The 17,152-nt window shown below is 68.4% G+C and carries 18 protein-coding genes; 8 read left to right on the top strand and 10 right to left on the bottom strand.

Translation table 11 applies throughout. The features are described 5' to 3' along the window. The first annotated feature begins 16 nt into the window (after nucleotides 1-16). Nucleotides 17-841: a crotonase/enoyl-CoA hydratase family protein gene (locus ACLIJ1_RS22750; protein ID WP_411367852.1), complete on the top strand. Its 825-nt coding sequence runs from the start codon at nucleotides 17-19 to the stop codon at nucleotides 839-841. 25 nt (nucleotides 842-866) lie between these two features. Here ACLIJ1_RS22750 and ACLIJ1_RS22755 read toward each other — a convergent pair whose 3' ends face one another. Genes ACLIJ1_RS22755 through ACLIJ1_RS22770 form a run of 4 tightly spaced genes read right to left on the bottom strand, consistent with a single transcriptional unit; the run spans nucleotide 867 to nucleotide 3,718 of the window. Next, nucleotides 867-1,160, bottom strand: coding sequence for a hypothetical protein (locus tag ACLIJ1_RS22755; protein WP_411367853.1), 294 nt, complete (start codon nucleotides 1,158-1,160; stop codon nucleotides 867-869). A 19-nt stretch (nucleotides 1,161-1,179) separates the two neighbouring features. Next, nucleotides 1,180-1,872, bottom strand: a complete 693-nt coding sequence (locus ACLIJ1_RS22760) for a hypothetical protein (protein WP_411367854.1) — start codon at nucleotides 1,870-1,872, stop codon at nucleotides 1,180-1,182. Nucleotides 1,873-1,904: 32 nt separating this feature from the next. Continuing rightward, nucleotides 1,905-2,291, bottom strand: a complete 387-nt coding sequence (locus ACLIJ1_RS22765; protein ID WP_411367855.1) for a hypothetical protein — start codon at nucleotides 2,289-2,291, stop codon at nucleotides 1,905-1,907. After that, nucleotides 2,288-3,718 carry a cytochrome P450 gene (locus tag ACLIJ1_RS22770; protein ID WP_411367856.1) on the bottom strand — a complete coding sequence of 477 codons (1,431 nt, stop codon included), beginning with the start codon at nucleotides 3,716-3,718 and terminating at the stop codon, nucleotides 2,288-2,290. Before ACLIJ1_RS22770 ends, ACLIJ1_RS22765 begins: the two co-directional genes overlap by 4 nt. Before the next feature lie 101 nt (nucleotides 3,719-3,819). Here ACLIJ1_RS22770 and ACLIJ1_RS22775 point away from each other — a divergent pair, with 101 nt between their 5' ends. Then, nucleotides 3,820-4,731, top strand: a complete 912-nt coding sequence (locus tag ACLIJ1_RS22775) for a helix-turn-helix domain-containing protein (RefSeq protein WP_411367857.1) — start codon at nucleotides 3,820-3,822, stop codon at nucleotides 4,729-4,731. Between the two features lie 129 nt (nucleotides 4,732-4,860). Here the strand turns inward: ACLIJ1_RS22775 and ACLIJ1_RS22780 are convergent, their stop codons facing one another. Beyond that, nucleotides 4,861-7,077, bottom strand: coding sequence for a malate synthase G (locus tag ACLIJ1_RS22780; RefSeq protein ID WP_411367858.1), 2,217 nt, complete (start codon nucleotides 7,075-7,077; stop codon nucleotides 4,861-4,863). A 34-nt stretch (nucleotides 7,078-7,111) separates the two neighbouring features. Then, nucleotides 7,112-7,810: a haloacid dehalogenase type II gene (locus ACLIJ1_RS22785; protein WP_411367859.1), complete on the bottom strand. Its 699-nt coding sequence runs from the start codon at nucleotides 7,808-7,810 to the stop codon at nucleotides 7,112-7,114. 120 nt (nucleotides 7,811-7,930) lie between these two features. Here ACLIJ1_RS22785 and ACLIJ1_RS22790 point away from each other — a divergent pair, with 120 nt between their 5' ends. The 5 genes from ACLIJ1_RS22790 to ACLIJ1_RS22810 all read left to right on the top strand — a co-directional run bounded on the left by ACLIJ1_RS22790 (nucleotide 7,931) and on the right by ACLIJ1_RS22810 (nucleotide 12,445). Then, entirely contained in the window at nucleotides 7,931-9,148 is a 1,218-nt protein-coding gene (locus tag ACLIJ1_RS22790) for a CaiB/BaiF CoA transferase family protein (protein WP_411367860.1), read from the top strand. A 7-nt stretch (nucleotides 9,149-9,155) separates the two neighbouring features. Continuing rightward, nucleotides 9,156-10,073: a hydroxymethylglutaryl-CoA lyase gene (locus ACLIJ1_RS22795; RefSeq protein WP_411367861.1), complete on the top strand. Its 918-nt coding sequence runs from the start codon at nucleotides 9,156-9,158 to the stop codon at nucleotides 10,071-10,073. A 113-nt stretch (nucleotides 10,074-10,186) separates the two neighbouring features. Next, on the top strand, nucleotides 10,187-10,573 hold the full coding sequence (locus ACLIJ1_RS22800; RefSeq protein ID WP_411367862.1) for a DUF4189 domain-containing protein: 387 nt from the start codon (nucleotides 10,187-10,189) through the stop codon (nucleotides 10,571-10,573). 83 nt (nucleotides 10,574-10,656) lie between these two features. Beyond that, nucleotides 10,657-11,610: a LysR family transcriptional regulator gene (locus ACLIJ1_RS22805; RefSeq protein ID WP_411367863.1), complete on the top strand. Its 954-nt coding sequence runs from the start codon at nucleotides 10,657-10,659 to the stop codon at nucleotides 11,608-11,610. 58 nt (nucleotides 11,611-11,668) lie between these two features. Further along, a complete protein-coding gene (locus tag ACLIJ1_RS22810; protein WP_411367864.1) occupies nucleotides 11,669-12,445 on the top strand; it encodes a S1 family peptidase in 777 nt (258 codons plus the stop codon). On the opposite strand, the gene ACLIJ1_RS22815 is transcribed toward ACLIJ1_RS22810, so the two are convergent. Genes ACLIJ1_RS22815 through ACLIJ1_RS22825 form a run of 3 tightly spaced genes read right to left on the bottom strand, consistent with a single transcriptional unit; the run spans nucleotide 12,436 to nucleotide 15,513 of the window. Continuing rightward, on the bottom strand, nucleotides 12,436-13,176 hold the full coding sequence (locus ACLIJ1_RS22815) for a carbon-nitrogen hydrolase family protein (RefSeq protein WP_411367865.1): 741 nt from the start codon (nucleotides 13,174-13,176) through the stop codon (nucleotides 12,436-12,438). The genes ACLIJ1_RS22810 and ACLIJ1_RS22815 overlap by 10 nt on opposite strands. A gap of 4 nt (nucleotides 13,177-13,180) precedes the next feature. After that, nucleotides 13,181-14,860: a flavin monoamine oxidase family protein gene (locus ACLIJ1_RS22820; RefSeq protein ID WP_411367866.1), complete on the bottom strand. Its 1,680-nt coding sequence runs from the start codon at nucleotides 14,858-14,860 to the stop codon at nucleotides 13,181-13,183. Between the two features lie 14 nt (nucleotides 14,861-14,874). Next, nucleotides 14,875-15,513, bottom strand: a complete 639-nt coding sequence (locus ACLIJ1_RS22825; protein WP_411367867.1) for a LysE/ArgO family amino acid transporter — start codon at nucleotides 15,511-15,513, stop codon at nucleotides 14,875-14,877. Between the two features lie 111 nt (nucleotides 15,514-15,624). Here ACLIJ1_RS22825 and ACLIJ1_RS22830 point away from each other — a divergent pair, with 111 nt between their 5' ends. Then, nucleotides 15,625-16,530, top strand: coding sequence for an HTH-type transcriptional regulator ArgP (locus tag ACLIJ1_RS22830; protein WP_411367868.1), 906 nt, complete (start codon nucleotides 15,625-15,627; stop codon nucleotides 16,528-16,530). Nucleotides 16,531-16,666: 136 nt separating this feature from the next. On the opposite strand, the gene ACLIJ1_RS22835 is transcribed toward ACLIJ1_RS22830, so the two are convergent. Further along, nucleotides 16,667-17,104, bottom strand: a complete 438-nt coding sequence (locus tag ACLIJ1_RS22835; protein ID WP_411367869.1) for a PsiF family protein — start codon at nucleotides 17,102-17,104, stop codon at nucleotides 16,667-16,669. Nucleotides 17,105-17,152: the final 48 nt, after the last annotated feature.

Raw genomic sequence — 17,152 nt, forward strand, 5'->3', positions numbered from 1 at the left:
TGCCACGATGGCGCGCATGAACACGCCATCGCACGCCGACGACACCACCCCGCCTGAAGGCCGCATCACCACCGAGGTACGTGGCCCGCTGCTGCTGATCGGCATCGACCGGCCGGCCAAGCGCAACGGCTTCACGCCGCCGATGATGCGGGCGCTGGCCGAGGCCTACACCCGGCTCGACGACGATCCCGCACTGCGCGTGGGCGTGCTGCACGCGCACGGCGACCACTTCACCGGCGGTCTGGACCTGCCGAGCTTTGCGCCGCTGATGCATCGCGGCGAGACGCCGGTGCCCTTCGGCGCGGTCGACCCGCTCAACCTCGGCGACGCGGGCTGGCGCCGCCGCACCAAGCCCATGGTGGTTGCCGTCAAGGGCATCACCTTCACGCTGGGCATCGAGCTGATGCTGGCGGCCGACATCGTGGTCGCGGCCGACAACTGCCGCTTCTCGCAGCTCGAAGTCGCGCGCGGCATCATGGCCACCGGCGGCGCGACGCTGCGCATGGCCGAGCGCGCGGGCCTGGGCAACGCGCTGCTGCATCTGCTGACCGGCGACGAGTTCGACAGCGCCGAAGCGCTGCGGCTGCATTTCGTGCAGCGTGTCGTGCCGGCGGGTCAGGAGCTCGACGAAGCGCTGCGCATCGCGCAACAGATCGCGCAGCAGGCGCCGCTGGCGGTGATCGCCTCGCGCCTGAACGCGCTCAAGTCGGTCGAGCAGGGGCCCATGGCGGCGATGGCCGAGTTCGACGCCACGCAACAGCGGCTCTCGCTCAGCGAAGACGCGGCCGAAGGCGTGGCAGCGTTCCGCGAGAAGCGCGCGCCGGTGTTCAAGGGGGCCTGAGAACGCTCGCCGGGCAGCGCGCCGCTCAGGCGTCCAGCCCGGCCACCAGCGCCTCGCCCCATTCCCAGGGGCCGGTGAGCGTCACGGTCAGCGTGGTCCAGTCGCCGTCGGTGCTTTCCTGCAGGTCGATGTCCCAGGCGCCGCCATCGTCCAGCGGACCCTGCGGGCCGGGCGACTGACGCGCCGCAGCGGCCGACACCTGTGCGACCTCGGCGCGCAGCGCGGCCAAGTCCTCGTGGCGCACGCTCGCCATCGCCTCCCAGCTGCCGGTGCCCTCGCCATCGTCGGCGGCGTCGAAGATCAGGAATTGCAGGCCCATGGGGTGTGGCTCCGGTTGGTCAGCGCTGCGCCGCCAGCGTGCGCGCGATCTCGCCGCCGCAGACCTTCTGGTTGCGCGCGTATTCCTCGGGCGTGTCGATCTCGCGGTGGCGCTGCATGGTGTGCTTCATCTGCGCGTCGACCCAGGGGAGCCACTGCTCGCGGATGTGCCGCGTCAGCCGCTCCTGCAGCTCGGCCGGTTCGCCGTAGTAGACCTTGTTGCCGAACGAGTTGCGCATGCCCTCCCGCATGCGGTCGGCCGCGGACTCCAGCGTGAGCCGATTGACTTCCACGTGGCGCATCTCGTGCGCCAGGATGTGGCGGTAGGCGCAGCTGTCGTCCTCGAACTCGCTGGCCACCGAGACCACGTGCGGGTCCAGGCTGAGCGTCACCACGATGCTCGGGCGCATGCAGGTCAGCGCCTCGCCCTTGCGCGCCAGCGTCGAAGCCCTGTACTGGATCGAAGTGCCCAGTCGAACCTCGGTCAGGCCCAGGGTCCGCGCGCCGTCCTGCGGCAGGTGCTGCAGCTGCGTCAGGTCGTCGACGCTGCGGTTGCGAAGGTACCGGATCGGCGCCGGTGCCGTGCGCACTTCGATGCTGGTCGCGGGCAGCCTGGCCTCGCACAGGGCCGCCCACTCGGCCGAGGGCGACTGGGCATGAACGGCGGGGGCGAGCAGCGAAAGAACCAGAAACAAGACGGACGTCGGGCGCATCGGGCGATTACACCGCAGCCGCAGGCATCGCTTCAGGAGATGCCGAGCAGCGCCACCGCCGAGGTCAACGACAGCGCCAGCCAGGCGGGGTGCCGGCCTCTGGTGGCCAAGGCCACCAGCGCGGCGGCCAGCAGCATGACGCCCACGGCGCACGCGACCATCCCGTCGCGCAGCGCCACCGGAACGTCCGGCCTGGCCGCCAGGAAAAGCAGTGCGGCAACGCCGAGTCCGAAGCAGGTCACCAGATGCCAGGAACCCCAGACGATGCGCAGCTGGTACTCCCGCAACAGGGGCTCGCCCTGTGTGGGCACCCATCCTCCCTGGCGCAAGTGACGGAAGATGCGTTGCTCGCCCATGACCGAGTGCACCACGCCGATCAGCAGGGTGCACAGACCGGCTGCGATCAGCCACGGGTTCATGAGAGGGGTCCTTGAGAAACGTTGCGGTGGGAACGCCGTTGCAGGGTCAGGCGGATGGGCTGCGCCGACTTGAGTGTGACGTGCAACAAGGGTTGCGGCGCGATGGCACCGGGCGGAACCGAAACATCGTAGCGCTGCAGCAGCATCGCGCCCAGCAGCGCCATCTCCAGCTGCGCGAAGTGCTGCCCGATGCAGACCCGTGGGCCGACGCCGAACGGCATCCAGGCGCCCTTGGGGACCGGTGGCGCACCGTCAAGGAAACGTTCCGGCAGGAATTTCTCTGCCTGCGGGAACAGCTGTTCGTCGCGGTGCAGGGTCCAGGGGGTGATGCGCAGTATGTTGCCCTTCGGGATCGCCCAGCCGCCGAGCGTGACCGGGGCCGTGGTGCGCCGGCTCATCAGCGCGGGCGCGGGCGGGTAGAGGCGCAGGGCCTCCTTGAGCGTGGCCTGCAGCCAGGGCAGGCGCGCCATGTCGTCGGCCGTCGGCACGGTGCCACCGAGCACCGCGTCCACCTCGTCGGCGGCGCGCTGCGCGGCCTCCGGGTGCGTGGCCATCAGCCAGTTCCACCACAGCAGGCCGCTGGTGGTGGTGTCGTGCCCGGCCTGGAAGGTCACCATGCACTGGTCGAACACCTCCTGCGGCGTCAGCGCGGCGCCGCTGTCCTCGTCGCGCAGCGACAGCAACATGCCCAGCAAATCCTGCACATCGCCCCCGGGGGCATCTCCCGCACGCCGGGCCTCGATGTGGCGCCGGATCAGCGAGCGCAAGGTGTGCAGTGCCTCGCGTTTGGCGCGCTTGCCCGGCAGGGGCAGCCAGTCAGGCAGGGTCATGGGCCAGAACATCTCGCGAAAACCGGTCTCGCCCAGGGTGCGGTTGGCCCCGGACGCGCGCCGCGCGTCGCCCTCGGCCGGGTGCGAGAACAGCACCTGCAGGATCACGTCCATGGTGGCCTCGCTCCAGAGCGCGTCCATCGCCACGGTGGCCTGCGCCCGCCCAGGCGGCACCTGCCGATCCAGCACGCGTTGCGCGGCCTGTCTCATCAGCGTGGCGTAGCCGGCGACGCGGCGCGGCGTGAAGGCCGGCATCAGCATGCGGCGCTGGCGCTGCCAGGTCTCGCCCTCGGTCACCAGCACGCTCTGCCCCAGGATCTGTGAAAACACCGCGATGCCACGTTCCCAGCGGATCAGGTGCGCGTGTTCGCCCACCAGGGCTTCGCGCACCAGCTCGGGCGACATCAGATTCCAGGCCTGCTCGTACCCCAGCCGCATGGTGCAAAGGTCACCGTGTTCGCGGTGCATGCGCGCCTCGAAGGCGAGGTAGTCGCGCTGCATCTCGCGCAGCAGCGGCAGACCCCACCAGCGGGTGGCGGGGCCCGGTGGGCGCAGGGTGTTCCGGGGGGAGGGCAAAGAGGTGATGTTGCGTGACATGGTCATGATCGTGGCGATCCGGAGCCGGCCTGTCTTGAACGGTTCCGACATCCCGGGGGCTTGCGCGCCGCGCATGCCGGACGACCCTACACTGCCGCACCATGGCCACCCCGAAGACCACCGCGCTCGACTTCGATCCCGGACTGATCCCCAGCGGCACCCTCTGGTTGCCGCGCGCCTCGCTGTCGGCCTGCCTGCGGGGTGCCATGGTGCGCAGCACCGTCGGTGCGCCGCTCAGCGAAGAGCAGCGCCTCAATCACTTTCCGGCCACGCCGCTGTGCAGCCTGAGCTGGTGGTTCACCGGCTGCAGCCACATGCTGGAGCCCTCGCAACCGGGCCGGATGGGGCAGTTGTCCGACCCAAGGAGACCCCTGGTCGGGCGCTGGGTGTTTGGCGGTCCCTTCACCCGGCCAACGTCCAGCTGGTGCCCGGAGGCGGTGCACGGGATGATGGTCATGTTCCTGCCCGACGCGCTGCATGCGCTCACTGGTCTGGAACCGGCCCGGTTCACCGACCAGCTGGTCGACGCCGCCAGCGTGCTGCCGCCCGACTGGCTCGCCATGTGCGCGCAGGTGCAGGACGCGCACGACGACGCGCAACGCATGGAGCTGCTGGAGGATTTCTTGGCGCCGCGCTGGCAGGCCTGCCGGCCCGGACTGCCGCTGCAGGCGCACCGCTACGGCGACTGGGTCACGCACCTTTCGCAGCGTGCGGCCGTCTCCGGCCCGGGCCGCAGCCTGCGCCAGCTGGAGCGCCGCGTGAAGCGCTGGGCCGGCCTGCCTTTGCGCGAGCTGCGCGGCATGGCGCGCAGCGAACAGGCCTTCTTCGACGCCGTGACTGCCCAGGTCGAAACGGGCAGCATCCGCTGGGCCGACATCGCCGCCGACAACGGCTACGCCGACCAGTCCCACCTGTGCCGCATGTCCCGCCGCATTACCGGCTTCAGCCCCGAAGCCCTGCGCGCGGGCATCGAAAAGGAAGAGGCGTTCTGGGCCTACCGGATCTGGATGTAGCCAAAGGGAAACGGCGCCCGAAGGCGCCGTTTTTCAAGGTCCTGAACGCGGCGGAACCGGCTTTGCCGGGCCGCATCGCGTTGCCCCCTTGAGGGGGTGACGCACCGCAGGTGCGGCGCGGGGGTGGGCTTAGCCCTTTTTCACTTTCAAACGCCAGGCGTGCAGCAGCGGCTCGGTGTAGCCGCTGGGTTGTTCCTTGCCCTTGAAGACCAGGTCCAGCGCGGCCTGGTAGGCCATGCTGGTCTTCACGTTGCCGGCCATGGGCTGGTACAGCTTGTCGCCAGCGTTCTGCTTGTCGACCTTGGCGGCCATGCGCTCGTAGGTCTCGCGCACCTGGGCTTCGGACACGATCCCGTGGTGCAGCCAGTTGGCCACGTGCTGGCTGGAGATGCGCAGAGTGGCGCGGTCTTCCATCAGGCCGATGTCGTTGATGTCGGGCACCTTGGAGCAGCCCACGCCCTGGTCGACCCAGCGCACCACATAACCCAGGATGCCCTGAATGTTGTTGTCCAGCTCGGCCTGCTTTTCGGCGGCGCTCCAGTTCGGATTCGCGCTCACCGGCACGGTCAGCAGGCCGGTCAGGATGTTGTCGCGCTCGGCCGTGGCATCGATCTTTTCCAGCTCCTTCTGCACGTCGGACACCAGCACCTGGTGGTAGTGCAGGGCGTGCAGCGTGGCGCCGGTGGGCGAGGGCACCCAGGCGGTGTTGGCGCCGGCCTTGGGGTGGCCGATCTTCTGCTTCATCATCTCGGCCATCAGGTCGGGCATGGCCCACATGCCCTTGCCGATCTGCGCCTTGCCGCGCAGGCCGCACGAGAGGCCCACCAGCACGTTGTTGCGCTCGTAGCTCTGGATCCAGGCGCTGGTCTTCATGTCGCCCTTGCGGACCATCGGACCGGCCAGCATGGCGGTGTGCATCTCGTCGCCGGTGCGGTCGAGGAAGCCGGTGTTGATGAAGGCCACGCGGCTGCCGGCAGCTTCGATGCAGGCCTTGAGGTTGACGGACGTGCGGCGCTCTTCGTCCATGATGCCCAGCTTCACGGTCGAATCCGACAGGCCGAGCACCTTCTCGACGCGGCTGAACAGCTCGCAGGCGAAGGCCACTTCGCGCGGGCCGTGCATCTTGGGCTTGACGATGTAGACCGAGCCCTTGCGCGAGTTGCGGATCGCGTCCTTCTTGCTCTTCTTCAGGTCGTGGATGGCGATCGTGGTGGTGACCATCGCGTCCAGGATGCCTTCGGGGATCTCCTTGCCTTCCGCGCCCCACAGGACGGCGGGGTTGGTCATCAGGTGGCCCACGTTGCGCACGAACATCAGCGAGCGGCCGTGCAGGCGCACCTTCTTGCCGTTGCTGCCCGTGTATTCGCGGTCGGCGTTCAGGCCGCGCGTGAGCGTCTTGCCGCCCTTCTCGAACGACTCGACCAGCGTGCCCTGCAGGATGCCCAGCCAGTTGCGGTAGGCCAGCACCTTGTCTTCGGCGTCCACGGCGGCCACGGAGTCTTCCAGGTCCAGGATGGTCGACAGCGCGGCTTCGACCACCAGGTCGCTCACACCGGCGGCATCGCTCTTGCCGATGGGTGTGGCGCGGTTGATCTGGATCTCCAGGTGCAGGCCGTTGTGCTGCAGCAGCACGGCGGTCGGTGCCTTGGCCTCGCCCTGGAAGCCGATGAACTGGCTCTTTTGTGCCAGCTTGGCTGACCCGCCTTCGGCCAGGCCGACGACCAGTTCACCTTCCTTGTTGACCTTGTAACCGGTGGAGCCGAGGTGCGAACCCTTCTTGAGCGGGGCGCAGCGGTCGAGCACATAGCGTGCGTACTCGATGACCTTGGCACCGCGCTTGGGGTTGTAGCCGCCCTTGTTGCCGGCCCCAACTTTCACTTTTTGGCAGCCCTTGTCTTCCGAGATCACGTCGGTGCCGTAGAGCGCGTCGTACAGGCTGCCCCAGCGTGCGTTGGCGGCATTCAGCGCGTAGCGCGCGTTCAGGATCGGCACCACCAGTTGCGGGCCGGCCTGGGTGGCCAGCTCGGCGTCGACGTTCTTGGTCGTGGCCTTGACCTTCTTGGGTTCGGGCACGAGGTAGCCGATGGTCTGCAGGAACTTGCGGTAGCCGGCCATGTCGCGGATCGGGCCGGGGTTGGCGCTGTGCCACTTGTCCAGCTCGGCCTGCAGGCGGTCGCGCTCGGCCAGCAGGGCGGCGTTCTTCGGCGCCAGGTCGGCCACGATGCTGTCGAAGCCCTTCCAGAAGGTCTCGCTGCTCACGCCGGTGCCGGGCAGCACATTGGCGTTGATGAACTCGTACAGCTCGGTGGCGACCTGCAGGCCGTGGACTTGGGTGCGTTGTGTCATGGAAGACTCCGTCGGTTCAAGAAGAAAAAGGAAATCAGTCAAAAAACGAGAGGACATCGCGCAGGTGGCTGGCCGTGCGGGTCGGTGGCGTGCCCAGCTCTTCGAAGGGCAGGCCGTGGCGGTTCACCCAGAGCGTGCGGTAGCCGAACCAGGTCGCGGCCAGCGCGTCCCAGCCGTTGCTGCTGACGAACACGATCTGCTGGCGGCCCAGGCCGGTCGCCTGTTCGCCCAGCGCGTACGCGTCCGGGTGGGTCTTGTACTTGCGGATGCCGTCGACGCTGATCACATGGTCGAGCAGGCCGTCGAGCCCGGCGCTGCGCACGGCGATGCCCAGCATCTGCGGTTCGCCGTTGCTCAGGATGCCGGTGGTGATGCCGCGGCTTTTCAGCGCCTGCAGCACATCGCGGTTCTCGGGGAAGGCCGACAAGTGCCGGTACTGGTTCATCAACTGCGTGGCCTTGCCTTCGAAGGCTGGCCAGTCGGCGCGGGCGGCGGGTTCGATCAGCTTGATCGCGAACGCCAGCGCGGCTTGCGTCAGTTCCCAGAACGGGCGGTAGTGCGCGCCGTGGTCGCTGGTGGTCACCAGGCGGGTGTATTCGATCTGCTTGTCGCGCCAGACCGTGGCGAGCTTCTCGCCGCGACCGGGAAACAGCTGTTCCGCGAGCATGCCCACGCTGTACACGTCGAACAGCGTGCCAAAGGCGTCGAACAGGACCGCGCGGGGTTTTTCCATGTCGCCACTGTATTCGAGACTTGTCTCCTGATTGATGGACGATTTTTTGATTTATCTGTGACTTTTATGGTGGTAATTGGTGGCATGGTGCCCGTGCGGCCGAGCGCGGACAATCACGCCATGAGCGCCCATTCCCCCGCATCCGACACCTCCCGGCCCCTGCCGCTGACCGGCCTGCGCGTGGTCGAGTTCACCCACATGGTCATGGGGCCGACCTGCGGCATGGTGCTGGCCGACATGGGCGCCGAAACCATCAAGGTCGAACCCATCGAGGGCGACCGCACGCGCCACTTGCTGGGCTCCGGTGCCGGGTTCTTCCCGCTGTTCAACCGCAACAAGAAGAGCATCGCGATCGACCTGCGGCAGGCCGACGGCGCCGAGGTGGCGCGCCGCCTGGCTGCGACCGCCGACGTGGTGGCCGAGAATTTCAAGCCCGGCACCATGGTCAAGTACGGGCTGGACTACACGTCGCTCTCGAACGTCAACCCGCGCTGCATCTACATCAGCCTCAAGGGTTTCCTGCCTGGCCCGTACGACCACCGCACCGCGCTGGACGAGGTGGTGCAGATGATGGGTGGCCTGGCCTACATGACCGGGCGCCCCGGCGACCCGCTGCGCGCAGGCACCAGCGTCAACGACATCATGGGCGGCATGTTTGGCGCCATCGGTGCCCTGGGCGCACTGATCCAGCGCGGCATCACCGGCCGTGGCCAGGAGGTGCAGAGTGCGCTGTACGAGAACAACGTCTTCCTCGTCGGCCAGCACATGCTGCAGTACGCCATCACCGGCCAGGCCGCCGCGCCCATGCCCGAGCGCATTTCGGCCTGGGCGGTGTACGACGTGTTCACGGTCAAGGACGGCGAGCAGATCTTCCTGGCGGCTGTGAGCGATGCGCAGTGGGTGACGTTCTGCGACGCGCTGGGCTTTGCCGACCTCAAGGCCGATCCGCAGTACCCCGACAACAACGCCCGCGTGAAACTGCGGCCGACGCTGTTGCCGATCCTGCGCGAGCGGCTGGCGCACTGGCGCGCGGCCGATCTGGCCGCCCTGTTCGAGAAGGTCGGCCTGCCCTTCGCGCCCATCCGCAAGCCCGAGGAGCTCTACGACGACGAGCACCTGCTGGCCACCGGCGGCCTTGCAGACATCACCCTGCCCGACGGCGAGCGCGCCGGCCAGACCGTCAAGACCACGCTGTTCCCGTTCACCATGGATGGCCAGCGCCCCGGTGTGCGGCTGGACCCGCCCGTGATGGGCGCCCACACCACCGAACTGCTGCATGGCCTGGGCTATGCGGACAGCGACATCCAGCGCCTGCGTCAGCAGGCCGCCGTGGCGTGAGGCGCGCATGAGCCAACCGGACATCCACATCAGCGAAGTCGGTCCGCGCGACGGCCTGCAGTCCGTCAAGGCGACCATGGCCACGGCGGACAAGTGCCGCTGGATCGACGCGCTGGCGGCGGCGGGTCTACGCGAGATCGAGGTCGGCTCGTTCGTGCCCGCGAAGCTGCTGCCCCAGATGGCCGATGTCGCGGATGTCGTGCGCCATGCCGCCTCCCTTCCGGGCTTGACGGTGATGGCCCTGGTGCCCAACCGGCGCGGTGCCGAAGCCGCGCTGGCCGCCGGGGTGCACAAGCTGACGCTGCCGGTCTCGGCCAGCGAGGCGCATTCGCTGGCCAACGTGCGCAAGACGCGTGAGCAGATGGTGGAAGAGTTGCGCGAAGTGATCGCATTGCGCAATGAACGTGCTTCTGGGGTGCCGGTGGAAGTGGGTCTGTCGACCGCTTTTGGCTGCACCTTGCAAGGACCGGTGGCGGAAGACGAGGTGATTGCGCTGGCTGTGGCCTGTGTCCAGGCAGGCGTGGATGAGGTGGGGCTGTCGGACACCACCGGCATGGCCAACCCGGCGCAGGTGCGGCGCCTGTTCACGCGCCTGCGCGCCGAACTGGGCGGCCATGCGGGTGCGGCGCACATGCACAACACGCGCGGCCTGGGTCTGGCCAACTGCCTGGCGGCGTACGACGTGGGTGTGCGCGCTTTCGACAGCTCGCTTGGAGGCCTGGGCGGTTGCCCCTACGCGCCTGGTGCCAGCGGGAACGTGGTGACCGAAGACCTGGTCTTCATGTTCGAGGCCATGGGTGTGTCGACCGGCGTGGACATGGCAAAGCTGCTGGCCGCGCGCGAACCGCTCAGGGCGGGCCTACCGGGTGAGCCGGTCTACGGCATGACGCCCGAAGCTGGCCTGCCCAAGGGATGGGGTCACTGAGACACACCTGCTTGCGATCTGGATCAAGACGCGACGGCGTGGCTGGCATAGACTGTCTGCGGTGGCTGCATCCGGTGGCCATCTTGACCAATTGAATCCGGTGGAGGTTTCCCATGAAGAAAGTCTGGACCTGGGGCGCGGCGCTGATCGCTGCGGTGGTGCTCGTGGCCTGCGGTGGTGGCGGTGACAGCAACGGCTTTGGCGCGGTCGCCGTCAGCGTGTCGACCAAGAAGATCGCGATTTCGTCCGAATCGCTGACCCAGTCAAGCGCCAACGAGTCGGCGCGCGACGAGTGCGACGCCAGCGATTGCACCGTGATCCTGCAGTTCGAAGAGTGCGGTGCTGCTTCGCAGGGCGTGACCGCCAGTGGCGCTTGGGTCATCGCCGCTGCGGCCGGCAACACCGCGTTTGATGCGCAGACCGCCGCCAACGCTTCCTGCTCCGCCAAGGGCGGCACGGGTTGTGCGGCGATTCCGAACCTTGAAGCCCAGTGCAACTGAGTTCCTGGGCATAACGATTCAGTAAAAGATCCATGGGTTGAGTCCGTTGATTACCTCCTTTTGATGGGGTAATCTGCGGACCCATGGACAAGCTCAAGCAGCTCGAAACCTTCGCCTCGGTCGCCACCCGCGGCAGCCTCACGGCCGCCGCCAAGGCCGAGGGTGTGGCCCCGGCCATCATCGGCCGGCGGCTGGATGCGCTGGAGGCGCGCCTGGGCGTGAAGCTCATGGTGCGCACCACGCGGCGCATCTCGCTGACCCACGAGGGCAGCGCCTTTCTTGAAGACTGTCAGCGCCTGCTGACCGACTTGGCCAACGCCGAGGCGAGCGTGAGCGCCGGCGGCGTCAAGGCTTCGGGCCATCTGCGCGTGACCGCGCCGGCCGGGTTCGGCCGCCGCCACGTGGCCCCGCTGGTGCCGCGCTTTCGCGAACTGCATCCCGAAGTCAGCTTCTCGCTCAACCTCAGCGACCGGGTGGTCGACGTGGCGGGTGAGGGCTACGACTGTGCGGTGCGCGTCGGTGACCTGCCCGACTCTTCGCTGGTGAGCGTGCGGCTGGCCGACAACCGCCGCATGTGCGTGGCCGCACCGGCCTACCTGCAGCGGCATGGCAGGCCGCGCACGCCGGCCGATCTCTCGCAGTTTGATTGCCTGACCCTGTCGTCCGACGCGTCGCAGACGCGGGGCTGGGCATTCCGCGTAGCGCGCGACAACGTGGCTGGCGGCGGGGCCGAGCCCGGCGACGCCGAGATCGTGCACCTGCGTCCGGGTGGGCCGCTGGACTGCTCTGACGGGCAAGTGTTGCGCGAATGGTGCCTGGCGGGCTACGGCATTGCCTGGCGCAGCACCTGGGAGGTCGAGGCCGACATCGCGGCCGGGCGGCTGGAGACGGTGCTCGACGAATATGCCGCGCCCCCCAATGGCATCTACGCGCTGTTTCCCCAGCGCAAACACCTGGCGCTGCGGGTGCGGCTGTGGATCGATTTCCTCAAGCACCATTACGCGCAGCCCGATTTCTGGTCTGGCGCCCGGGGCTGATGCCGGCTCCGTTTGGCGCTACATTGCCAACATGTTTGTCTGTTCCATGGGAGGTTTCATGAAGCGTTGGTTTGGCGGGCTGATGGCCTGCGTGGTGATGGTGGTGCTGGCCGCTTGTGGCGGCGGTGGCAGCGACGCGCCCAGTGCGCAGAGTCTGTGCAACAGCATCGGGACGCAGCCCAAGATCTACAACGGCACCGCCTGTGCGCAGCCGGAAGCCTCGTCGGTGGTCCTGCTCCAGATTGAAATCGGTGGTTCGCTGTTCCGTTGTTCGGGCACATTGATCACGCCGACCAAGGTCTTGACCGCGGCGCATTGCCTGCCCGCCGGGACCGGGCAGGTGCTGGCGGGTGCCTGGTCGGCCGATGGTTCCGTGGTGGGCATCCCGGCGAGCAGCTGGAGCGTGCATCCGGGCTTCCAGCGAACGCCGACGGCGCTGATCAACGACGTGGCGGTGATCTTCCTGGCGGCACCGCTGCCCAACTCCACCATGGGCATCCTGGTCAGCGAGCCCTCGGCCGCCGGCCAGACGGTGTACATCGCCGGCTGGGGCGAGCCCGGGTTCGACCTGGTCGTCGGCGCAGCGACGCTGGGCCAGGTCGATGGCGTGAGTGTGGGCTACACCTTTGGCGGCAGCGGCGCCAACACCTGCGGCGGCGATTCCGGTGGCCCGGCCTTCCGCTCGGTGGGTGGCCGCTCGGGCGTGGTCGGCATCACGTCCACCGGCACCACCGCCAACTGCGGCACCGCCGACCAGGCGCTGTTTACCAATGTGCAGGCGGGTTCGGTGATCGACTTCATCCGCTCGCAGGCACCGGACGCGGCCTACTTCTGACCATTGCCGCTCAGCGTCGCGACCAGCAGGCTGGCGCGGCGCCCCGCGCGCGCCAGGCACGCGCCGTCCGGGTCCGCGACGGTACTCAGCCCGCCGTAGGGCACACCCGGTTCGTGGCCGCAGGCGTTCGCGTAGGCCACGCAGATGCCGTTGTCCCTGGCCCGCGCGGGCACCATCTGCAATGGCACTTCGTCGAATTCGCGCATGTTGGCCGTCGGCACCAGCAAGGCATCCAGCCCCTGCTGCGCCAGTGCGCGCACCGTATCGGGAAACTCCACGTCGTAGCAGATCAGCAGGCCCAGTCGCCAGCCGCGCCAGGAGAACGGTGCGGATGGCCGGTCGCCCGCGCTGAACTGTGCGCGGTCCATGTCGCCGAAGAGGTGGGTCTTGCGATGCTGGCCGATGCGCCTTCCGTTGGCGGCGATGCACTGCGTGGCGTTGAACGGACGGCCGCCGTCCGGGTGCTGTTCCGGGTAACCATAGACGATGGCCATGCGGTGGCGGCGCGCGATGCGGGCGACCGCGCGGGCCATCGGGCCGTCGGCCCGCTCGGCCAGGGCCGCCACGCGCTCCGGGCCGATCGCGTATCCGGTCAGCCCCATCTCGGGACAGACCATCAGGTCGGCGCCCTGTGCACGCGCTTGCGCCGCGGTCTCGTCCAGCCGCTGCAAAGCCTCGGCCACGGTGGGGGCGTAGGGCGTCTGCCAGAGCGCCAGCGTCAGGTCGTTCATCGTGTCAGTCCGTCAGGGCCACCGGGCCGAGGCTCGGAAATAGTTCGCCCGGGCCCGGATTGTCGGCCTGACACTGGCCGCCCAGCTGGTGGACGATGCCCCAGACCGCGTTCAGCGAGGTCTGCACCGCGCCCTCGACCCAGGCGGGCGTGAACGACACGTCGTCGCCCGCGAGGAAGATGCCGCGTTCGGCGGCGGGCAGACCGTCCTGCATGAAGTGGCCGTACATGCGCTGGTTGTAGCGGTAGTGTCCGGGCAGGGCGCCCTTGAATGCGCCGAGGAAGTAGGGGTCGGCTTCCCACGAAATCGTGATCGGGTCACCGACGATGTGGCCGGCGATGTCCACCGTGGGGTAGATTTTGCGCAGCGCATCCAGCGCCAGCTGCACGCGCTTGGCGGGCGGGTGCGGCAGCATCTTGAGCGCGTCGCTCATCCACGCGTAGGAGAGGCACATCACCGCCGGCTTGTCCGGCCCGTGGTCAAACAGGTAGGTGCCGCGCGTGAGCCGGTCGGTGAGCGTCATGCTCAGCGTGTCGCGGCCGGTGGCGGGGTCCACGTCTTTCCAGAACGGGCGGTCGACCATGACGAAGGTCTTGCTCGACTGCATGTAGCGCGTGCGGTCCAGTGCCATCCACAGCTTCTGCGAGAACAGCGATTCTTCGATCGCGATCTGCGTGGTCAGCAGCCAGCTCTGGCAGGTCACCAGCACGGCGGGGTAGCTGCGCTCGTTGCCCCAGCTGTCGGTGACGGCGATCTGGCCCGACGCTGAACCCTCCTTCACGCGGCAGATGGCCGTGACGCCCGGGCGCGTGGCGCCGCCGTGCAGGCTGGCCAGCGAGGTGCCTTGTGGCCAGTGGGCAATCTGTTGTGGCGCGTGCGCCCACAGGCCCAGCGGCACCTGCTGCACGCCGCCCACGATCAGGTGCTGGTCTTCGTCGCAACCCGTGAGCACCACGCGCAGGATCTCCAGCATGGTGTTGGGGAAGTCCGAGTCCCAGCCACCGGTGCCGAAGCCGACCTGGCCAAACACCTCGCGGTGGCGGAACGAGAGCTGGGAAAAGGCCTTGGACTGCGCGACGAAGTCGTAGAAGGTGCGGTCGTCCCACAGCGGCACGAGGCGGTCCCACAGCGCCTTGAGTTTGGGTACATCGCGCTGGCGCAGGGCCAGCTGCAGGTCGCCGAAGCCGAGCTCGTCCAGCGCGCCCGCCCAGGCGTCGGCCACCTCGCGGAACAGCGGCGGCAGGTCGGCCAGCGTGCGGGCGTAGTGCGTCTGTCCTTCCAGATCGACCACCGTGCTGCCCGCGGCGGGCGTGAGCGGGTTGGGGAAGGGCTTCGTCTGCAGGCCCAGCAGGTTCACGTAGTGGAAGAAAGCGGTGGACGAGGCCGGAAAGCGCATGCCGCCCAGTTCGGCGATCACGCCCTGGCCGCCCTCGAAGGGCTGCGAGCGCAGCCGTCCGCCCATGCGCGAGGCTTCGTAGATGACGGGCTTAAGGCCCAGCTTCATCAGCTCGTAGGCCGCGGTCATGCCGGCCATGCCGGCGCCGACGATGGCGACTTCGGTGCCGTGCGCACTGGGCGGCAGCGTGGCCAGGCCCTGCGGGTGCTGGAGCCAGTCGTCGTAGGCGAAGGGAAAGTCCGGGCCGAAGATGGTGACCGGGGCGTCGGCGGGGCGGGTGGTGGTCATCGCAGCTCCTTCGGTCAGATCAGTCCGGCCAGCAGCCAGGCGGCCGTGCCCCACATCATCAGCGCCACGGCGCCGTCCAGCACGCGCCAGATGTGCAGCGAATTCAGCCGGCGGCCAAGCCAGAAGGCGGCGGCGCCGAGCAACAGGAACCACACCAGCGAGCCGGTGGCGGCGCCCAGGCCGAACACCTTGCTGCCCTGGCCATAGGCCAGCGAGGCGGTGCCGATCAGCACGGCGGTGTCCAGCCAGGCGTGCGGGTTGAGCCACGAGAAGGCCAGAGCCGACAGGATGGCTTGGCGCTGGGTCACCGCAGGCGGCGCATGTTGGGGCGTTGCGCCGGCCGGCGCGGCGACGGGCTGGCGCGGACGGAGGAAGCGCTGGAACGCCTGCCAGCCATACACGCCCAGAAACAACACGCCGGCACCGATCAGCGCGCCCAGCAGCTTGTCCGACAGGCCGCCAAGCTGGGCCAGGCCCAGCACGCCCAGCGAGATCAACACGATGTCGGCCAGTGCGCAGACAGCCACGGTAAGCCAGAGGTGCTGGCGCTGCAAGCCCATGCGCAGCACGTGCGCGTTCTGCGGACCGATCGCCATGATCAGCGACAGACTCAGCACCATGCCGGAGGTGAAGGTGGGGAAGGCTAGGGTCATGGCACTGGAATCCGGAAGAAGAATGAATGGAATGGCCGCAGTGTGAGCCTTCCTGGATTTTTGTTAAACAGATTCAACTTAAAATGAGATCGCTCAAGAAATAATTGATTCATGCTCGATGCCCGTCCCCTCGAAGCGCTGGCCGCTGTGGTCGACCACGGCGGGTTCGGGCCGGCCGCCCAGGCGTTGAACCTGACGCTGGCGGCGGTGTCCTTGCGCATCAAGTCGCTGGAGGAGCAGCTGGGTCAGCGCCTGCTGGTGCGCGGCAAGACCGTGCGCCCGACGGAGGCGGGACAGGCGCTGCTGGCGCATGTGAAGCAGGTCAAGCTGATGGAGACCGACCTGCTGGCCGGCTTGCGAGGCGATGCGGCGCGGGCCGGCGACGGCTGGCAGAGCCTGAGCGTGGCGATCAACGCCGACTCGGTGGCGGGATGGTTCCTTCCCGGAGTGGCGCCGCTGCTGCAGCGCCACCGCCTGCTGCTGGACGTGGTGATCGACGACCAGGACCACACGCACGCGCTGCTGCGCAGTGGCGATGTGATCGGCTGCGTCACGGCGCTGGCCGAGCCGATGCGCGGCTGCGTGGCCGAACCGCTGGGCGTGGCGCGCTACTGCTGCGTGGCGTCGCCTGACATGGTGGCGCAATGCCGCACGGCCGCCGGCGCGGTGTCACCGCACCAGCTGCTGGCCCAGCCGGCCATCATCTTCAACCGCAAGGACGCGCTGCAGGACGCCTTCCTGAAACAGCACTTCGGTCTGAGCCAGCCCAACTACCCGCGCCACTACGCACCGGCGGTGGACGCGTTCGAGAAAGCGATCGAACTGGGACTGGGCTGGGGCATGGTGCCCGAGCAGCACCTGCCGGGGAGGCCAGGGATGCAGGAACTGTTGCCGGGTGCCACGGTGGACGTGACCCTGTACTGGCAACACTGGGCGCGGGAACCGCTGTCGGCACAACGCCTCACGCAGGCGGTCAAGGAAGCGGCACACACGGCACTGCCGCAGGCAAGAAACTGAACAGCATCGGGAGATTGGCCGGGCAGAGGTCGGAGCGCATGCCCGATCCAGACACACCGCGGATCCGGCTCCGCCGGTCCGCAGGTGTGGTCCCCCCGCGCAGCAGGGGGGAAGCCGCCTCAGCGGCGCAGGGAGGTCAGCCCTTCAGGCAGGTGCTCATGAACTTCTTGCGTTCGTCGCCCTTGAGCGCCTTGGTCTTGGCGTCGGCGTTGCAGGTCTTCATCTTGTTTTGCTGGCTGTTGCCGCCGGCGGCAGCTTCGTCGCCGGAGAGGCAGGACTTCATGAACGACTTGCGCTCGTCGCCCTTGAGGGCCTTGGCCTTCGGGTCGGCGTTGCAGGTCTTCATGCGGTTCTGTTGCTCGGTCGGCTTCTTGTCCGCGGCCGGGGCAGCGGCTGCAGCAGCAGGCGCAGCGGCGGCGGGCGCAGCAGCCGGGGCCTTGGCGGCGGCAGGTGCTGCAGCAGCAGCGGGCGCAGCAGCAGGCGCCTTGGCCGGGGCAGCAGCGGGGGCTGCGGTCTGGGCCATGGCCATGGAAAGGGAACCGGTCAGGGCGATCAGGGTCAGCAGATGTTTCATGTCTTGCCTTTGGGTAGGAATGAGCCCGGGATCGGGCGCAGGCACGAT

Source organism: Hydrogenophaga sp. RWCD_12 (genome assembly GCF_046604225.1).
Lineage (GTDB): Bacteria > Pseudomonadota > Gammaproteobacteria > Burkholderiales > Burkholderiaceae_C > Hydrogenophaga.

Bases quoted from the DNA above. Each gene is read 5' to 3' on its own strand.
- ACLIJ1_RS22750 (WP_411367852.1), top strand. From the start codon at position 17: ATGAACACGCCATCGCACGCCGACGACACCACCCCGCCTGAAGGCCGC.
- ACLIJ1_RS22755 (WP_411367853.1), bottom strand. From the start codon at position 1,160: ATGGGCCTGCAATTCCTGATCTTCGACGCCGCCGACGATGGCGAGGGC.
- ACLIJ1_RS22760 (WP_411367854.1), bottom strand. From the start codon at position 1,872: ATGCGCCCGACGTCCGTCTTGTTTCTGGTTCTTTCGCTGCTCGCCCCC.
- ACLIJ1_RS22765 (WP_411367855.1), bottom strand. From the start codon at position 2,291: ATGAACCCGTGGCTGATCGCAGCCGGTCTGTGCACCCTGCTGATCGGC.
- ACLIJ1_RS22770 (WP_411367856.1), bottom strand. From the start codon at position 3,718: ATGTCACGCAACATCACCTCTTTGCCCTCCCCCCGGAACACCCTGCGC.
- ACLIJ1_RS22775 (WP_411367857.1), top strand. From the start codon at position 3,820: ATGGCCACCCCGAAGACCACCGCGCTCGACTTCGATCCCGGACTGATC.
- ACLIJ1_RS22780 (WP_411367858.1), bottom strand. From the start codon at position 7,077: ATGACACAACGCACCCAAGTCCACGGCCTGCAGGTCGCCACCGAGCTG.
- ACLIJ1_RS22785 (WP_411367859.1), bottom strand. From the start codon at position 7,810: ATGGAAAAACCCCGCGCGGTCCTGTTCGACGCCTTTGGCACGCTGTTC.
- ACLIJ1_RS22790 (WP_411367860.1), top strand. From the start codon at position 7,931: ATGAGCGCCCATTCCCCCGCATCCGACACCTCCCGGCCCCTGCCGCTG.
- ACLIJ1_RS22795 (WP_411367861.1), top strand. From the start codon at position 9,156: ATGAGCCAACCGGACATCCACATCAGCGAAGTCGGTCCGCGCGACGGC.
- ACLIJ1_RS22800 (WP_411367862.1), top strand. From the start codon at position 10,187: ATGAAGAAAGTCTGGACCTGGGGCGCGGCGCTGATCGCTGCGGTGGTG.
- ACLIJ1_RS22805 (WP_411367863.1), top strand. From the start codon at position 10,657: ATGGACAAGCTCAAGCAGCTCGAAACCTTCGCCTCGGTCGCCACCCGC.
- ACLIJ1_RS22810 (WP_411367864.1), top strand. From the start codon at position 11,669: ATGAAGCGTTGGTTTGGCGGGCTGATGGCCTGCGTGGTGATGGTGGTG.
- ACLIJ1_RS22815 (WP_411367865.1), bottom strand. From the start codon at position 13,176: ATGAACGACCTGACGCTGGCGCTCTGGCAGACGCCCTACGCCCCCACC.
- ACLIJ1_RS22820 (WP_411367866.1), bottom strand. From the start codon at position 14,860: ATGACCACCACCCGCCCCGCCGACGCCCCGGTCACCATCTTCGGCCCG.
- ACLIJ1_RS22825 (WP_411367867.1), bottom strand. From the start codon at position 15,513: ATGACCCTAGCCTTCCCCACCTTCACCTCCGGCATGGTGCTGAGTCTG.
- ACLIJ1_RS22830 (WP_411367868.1), top strand. From the start codon at position 15,625: ATGCTCGATGCCCGTCCCCTCGAAGCGCTGGCCGCTGTGGTCGACCAC.
- ACLIJ1_RS22835 (WP_411367869.1), bottom strand. From the start codon at position 17,104: ATGAAACATCTGCTGACCCTGATCGCCCTGACCGGTTCCCTTTCCATG.